Source organism: Paenibacillus typhae (assembly GCF_900099765.1).
GTDB lineage: Bacteria > Bacillota > Bacilli > Paenibacillales > Paenibacillaceae > Paenibacillus_AQ > Paenibacillus_AQ typhae.
In genome coordinates this window covers 1-5,134 of sequence record NZ_FNDX01000055.1, presented here as the reverse complement: position 1 = coordinate 5,134, position 5,134 = coordinate 1, and the positions used below count along the sequence as shown (strand labels likewise).

Sequence of the window (5,134 nt, the reverse complement as noted above, 5' to 3'; positions counted from 1 at the left end):
TGCTTCCTGAGATTACTTCGTACAAAACTCGCCTCGGAAGCATACGCTCAAAGTTTTGTAAGCATATACTTCCTGGGATTACTTCGTACAAAACTTGCCTCGAAAGCATACGCTCAAGTTTGGTAAGCCTGTGTTCCTTAAGATTGTCCCGCCCTTGGCCCGGAAGCATGTGCATAGGATATTAATTAAGTAAAGGATTCCCTGTATGACCAAGGTTCCGTCAAAAAACATAAGTATAACCGGCACAGTAACGTACCTAGTTGGATTTTCACCACTTAAATCATTCTTAAACGTCCGCAAAACCAAATTAGTAGGAAAAACGCCACCTAAAAGCTCACATTACACCGTTAAAGCCACATACAGACGAATTTAGATGACGATTTTCCACCTAAATCCTCATTAAGGCCTAGTTAGTCGAAAATAAGTGGCGAAAATCCATCTAATCTGCAGACGGTGGGCGTTTGAGAAGGTGCCAGAGTATTCGCGGGTTGGCGTTTGGCCAGCTGGTGACGCGTTTCTGCAGAGTGCCCATTGGCCAGCTGCTTACGCATTTCCGCAGAGTACCCATTGGGCAGGTGCTTACACATTCCCGCGGACACGGAAATGCGTTTGCCATGGTGCATGATGTGTTTCCTTCAATTTACCTTCCACCATTCACCCTTATCACATCAACCCGCGTCCCTGCACCTAGTACTGCGCCAGCCGCAGCATCTCTGCTTTCACCTTATCCTTGCTCAGCATGAAGAACTTCTCCATCGGCGGGCTGATCGGCATCGCCGGCACATCAGGGCCGCACAGCCGGAAGATCGGCGCGTCCAGCTCGAACAGGCAGTGCTCCGCAATGATTGCCGCCACTTCCCCGCCGATGCCGCCGGTTTTGTTGTCCTCGTGGACGATCAGCACCTTGCCCGTCTGACGGGCTGCGGCGATAATTGAGTCACGGTCAAGCGGCTGCAGCGTGCGCAGATCCAGGATGTGCGCGGTAACGCCTTCCTCGCGCTCCAGCTCCTCCGCCGCCTGCATCGCAAAATGCAGCGGCAGGCTGTACCCGATCACCGTAATATCGCTGCCCTCGCGCAGCAGGTTTGCTTCGCCGATCGGCACGATATAGTCACCTTCCGGCACATCTTCCTTGATCAGCTTGTAGCACTTTTTGTTCTCGAAGAAGAGCACCGGATCAGGGTCGCGCACCGCTGCCTTCAGCAGGCCTTTGGCATCGGCTGCTGAATACGGTGCTACGATCTTCAGCCCCGGCGTACCGAAAAAGATCGACTCCGGACACTGGGAATGGTACAATCCGCCGAAGATCCCGCCGCCGATCGGCGCGCGGATGACAACCGGACAGCTCCAGTCGTTGTTCGAGCGGTAACGGATTTTGGCCGCCTCACTGATAATCTGGTTGGTCGCCGGCAGCATGAAATCGGAGTACTGCATTTCGGCAATCGGCTTCATGCCGTACATCGCCGCACCAATAGCTACACCGGCAATTGCCGATTCGGCCAGCGGCGTATCCATCACGCGTTCTTCCCCGAACTGCTCCTGCAGCCCTTTGGTGGTGGTGAACACGCCGCCCTTAACGCCGACGTCCTCGCCGAGCACAAAGACCGACTCATCGCGCTCCATTTCTTCCTTCATCGCCAGCCGGATCGCATCGATATATTCCATCATCGCCATGATTTATGCTCCTCCCTTGAGGCCGGATTCGTCGTACACATGCAGCAGCGTATCTTCCGGTTTCGGGAACGGCGCATTTTCGGCATATGCAATAGCCTCTTTTAATTCCAGATTGTATTCGGCAACAAGATCACGCTCCTGCTCGTCGCTCCACAGTCCCTGCTCGATAAGGTAGGTCCGGAAAGCGGCAATGCCGTCTTTTTTCCAGTTCTCATCAACCTCTTCCTTCGTCCGGTAAGCCAGATCATTGTCGGAGGTGGAGTGCGGCGACAGACGGTACATCATCGCTTCAATCAGCGTCGGGCCTTCGCCGGCCAGTGCACGCTCACGAGCTTCCTTCACTACCCTGTAGACCTCAAGCGGATCATTGCCGTCCACACGCACACCCGGGAAACCGTAGCCCAGCGCGCGGTCACTGACCTTGCCGCCCAGCTGCTTGTGAACCGGAACAGAAATCGCATACTGGTTATTCTGGCAAAAAATAATGACCGGCAGCTTATTCACTCCCGCGAAATTGCAGGCCTCATGAAAATCCCCCTGATTGCTGGAACCCTCGCCAAAGGTCACAAAGGAAACAAACTTCTTCCTCTGCATTTTTGCCGCCAGCGCAAAGCCGACTGCATGCGGTACCTGGGTTGTCACAGGACTTGAGCCTGTTACAATACGCAGACGCTTGCTTCCGAAATGGCCCGGCATCTGCCGGCCGCCGCTGTTAGGGTCCTCCGCCTTGGCGAATACGGACAGCATCAGCTCACGCGTAGTCATCCCCACGGACAGCACAAAGGCATAATCCCGGTAGTAGGGTAAAAAATAATCATTTTGCCGGTCCAGCGCAAACGCAGCAGCAACCTGCGCGGCCTCCTGGCCGATTCCCGAGACGTGGAAGTTGATCTTTCCGGCCCGCTGCAGCAGCAGGCTGCGCTCATCGTATTTCCGTCCAAGCTGCATATATCTGTACATATCAATGACCTGGCCGTCTGTCAGTCCAAGCTGTTTATGTCGGCTAATCGTGTGTGCAGTAGTACCTTGAGATTCCATACAGAGGTACCTCCTAAAAATTTTGTTGGCATGCTGTCATAGTCCACCTTTAACCTGATCTTATAACCAGGTACTAAGACTAGACTAAATACATTATACGCCCTTTCCCTGCAAAAAGAAAAGAGAGGAAAAGCCGGAAAAAAGCTTTTTTGCGCCCGTCTTGCGGCGCCCGCTCTCTCCGGCATTCCTTTTATTCCCCATAGCTTATATTTAGAATCCGATTGCCCTGCCGTCTACGGCCAGCATGGCCTCCCCGATAATCTCCGACAGGGTCGGATGGGCATGGATTGCCTCGCCGACCTCCCAAGGTGTAGCGTCCAGCAGCTGCGCCAGCGCAGCTTCCCCGATCAGATCAGTCACATGCGGCCCGATCATCTGTACACCGAGAATATCGCCGCTGCTGCGGTCCGCAACAACCTTAACGAATCCGTCCTTCATCCCGTGGACAATCGCCTTGCCGATGGCTGAGAACGGGAACTTTCCGGTGACAACATCATGCCCCAGGTTCTGCGCTTCCTTCTCGGTATAGCCGACACTGGCTACTTCCGGCCGTGTGTAGACACAACGCGGGACAAGATGGGCATGGTACGGATGAAGCGGCTCGCCTGCCAGATGATTTACGGCACGTATGCCTTCATGGGAAGCGGCATGAGCCAGCTGCAGTCCGCCGATCACATCACCGATGGCATAGATATGCGGCTCACCTGTCTGCATGTTGGCATTGACCTCGATCACACCTTTGTCAAAGCGGATATCGGTATTTTCCAGCCCGATATTCTCCGTATTGGCTACCCTGCCGACTGAGACCAACAGTTTGCCTGCAGACAGCGTCTGGCTCTGCTCCCCTTTGCGGGCTTCGATACTGATCCCGTCCTCTGTAATGGTGCTGGTCTCCGGATCAACGGTCGTGCCGGTCAGCACCTTGACTCCACGCTTTTTGAGCAGCCTTGTAAGCTCACGGGCAATCTCGCCATCCTCCTGCGGCAGCAGCTGGTCTGCGGCTTCCACAACGGTTACCTGGACGCCAAAATCAGCCAGCATCGACGCCCATTCCACTCCGATCACGCCGCCGCCCACAATGATCATCGAGGCAGGCAGCTCCTCCAGCGTCAGCGCTTCTTCGCTGCTCAGAATGACCTTGCCGTCCGGCTTGAGGCCCGGCAGCACACGCGGGCGGGAGCCGGTCGCCACGATCAGATTGGTGGAGACTACCGTCTCCATCTCCCCGTCCTCCAGCTCAACAGCCACCGCACCGCTGCGCGGAGAGAATATCGACGGGCCTATAATGCGCCCCTTGCCCTTTACCACCTGAATTTTATTTTTACGCATCAGATACTGTACACCCTGGTGCAGCTGCTCCACTACGGCTTCTTTACGGGCCTGCACCTTCGGGAACACCAGCTTCACGCCTGACGTTTCAATGCCGTAGCTTTCGCTCTCCTGTATTTCAGCGTATACCTCCGCACTGCGCAGCAGCGACTTGCTCGGTATGCAGCCGCGGTGCAGGCAGGTTCCGCCCAGTTTGTCCATTTCGATGACGACGACAGACTTGCCGAGCTGGGCAGCGCGGATCGCTGCCACATATCCTCCGGTTCCTCCGCCCAGAATAGCCACGTCACAGGAAATTGTCATTGTATGTATTCCTCCAGTCAATACTCAAAAGTTCTGCATAGCTCCCTACATTGTACTCCCTTTTCTGCTCAATACAAAACTTACAAACGTCATATAGGCATGGACTTTTGCCATTTGAAGCGTTATCATATGGGTGAATTCAACAGGCTTCAAGGAGAGTGTTGCCGATATGAAACTGATCATTTCACGCTTCATTGCCATTATCATTCTCGTCATTCCGGGACTCCTGGCGATGAAGGGCTTCCTGATGATGAAGGACGATATTTTCAATTATCTCTCCATGCACGGCGACGACAGTGTAACCCCTGTGTTTGCCTGGCTGCATTTTGGCGGCGGGCTGCTGCTGTTCGCGGCGGGCATGAGCTTTCTTGGCGGCTGGATTCTGACCCGTGACCGCAAGAAGAACTACGTCGGCCCCCGGTTCAGGGAGAAGCAGAAAACGGAGCAGCCTGCGGCTAAGAGCAACTTGTAGGCTAATATATTCACTAACGTTACTCAATTAAGGGCATTTGTGCCTCTCATTCCGCCACTTTCCCTCATTCTGCCGAAATCAAGGGCATTTGTGCCTCTCATTGCGCCAACTTTACTCATTCCGCCGAAATCAAGGGCATTTGTGCCTCTCATTGCGCCAACTTTACTCATTCCGCCGAAATCAAAGGCATTTGTGCCCTTCATTCTGCCTACTTTACTCATTCCGCCGAAATCAAAGGCATTTTTGCCTCTCATTCCGCCACTTTCCCTCATTCTGCCGAAATCAAGGGCATTTGTGCCTCTTATTGCGCCACTTTCC

The 5,134-nt window shown here is 54.1% G+C and carries 5 protein-coding genes; 1 reads left to right on the top strand and 4 read right to left on the bottom strand.

Annotation, left to right across the window (positions count from 1 at the left end; translation table 11 throughout):
- Positions 1-687 precede the first annotated feature (687 nt).
- From BLR64_RS26825 to lpdA, 3 genes are all read right to left on the bottom strand, one after another.
- Positions 688-1,674 (bottom strand): alpha-ketoacid dehydrogenase subunit beta, encoded by a 987-nt coding sequence (locus BLR64_RS26825; RefSeq protein ID WP_090719399.1) that lies wholly within the window; start codon positions 1,672-1,674, stop codon positions 688-690.
- Positions 1,675-1,677: 3 nt separating this feature from the next.
- Positions 1,678-2,712, bottom strand: coding sequence for a thiamine pyrophosphate-dependent dehydrogenase E1 component subunit alpha (locus tag BLR64_RS26820; RefSeq protein ID WP_090719397.1), 1,035 nt, complete (start codon positions 2,710-2,712; stop codon positions 1,678-1,680).
- 210 nt (positions 2,713-2,922) lie between these two features.
- On the bottom strand, positions 2,923-4,344 hold the full coding sequence (gene lpdA / locus BLR64_RS26815; RefSeq protein WP_090719395.1) for a dihydrolipoyl dehydrogenase: 1,422 nt from the start codon (positions 4,342-4,344) through the stop codon (positions 2,923-2,925).
- 169 nt (positions 4,345-4,513) lie between these two features.
- Here lpdA and BLR64_RS26810 point away from each other — a divergent pair, with 169 nt between their 5' ends.
- Positions 4,514-4,816: a DUF2627 domain-containing protein gene (locus BLR64_RS26810; protein ID WP_090719393.1), complete on the top strand. Its 303-nt coding sequence runs from the start codon at positions 4,514-4,516 to the stop codon at positions 4,814-4,816.
- Between the two features lie 23 nt (positions 4,817-4,839).
- Here BLR64_RS26810 and BLR64_RS26805 read toward each other — a convergent pair.
- Positions 4,840-5,134: hypothetical protein (locus tag BLR64_RS26805; protein ID WP_208607243.1), on the bottom strand; the 295-nt coding region annotated here is incomplete at its 5' end.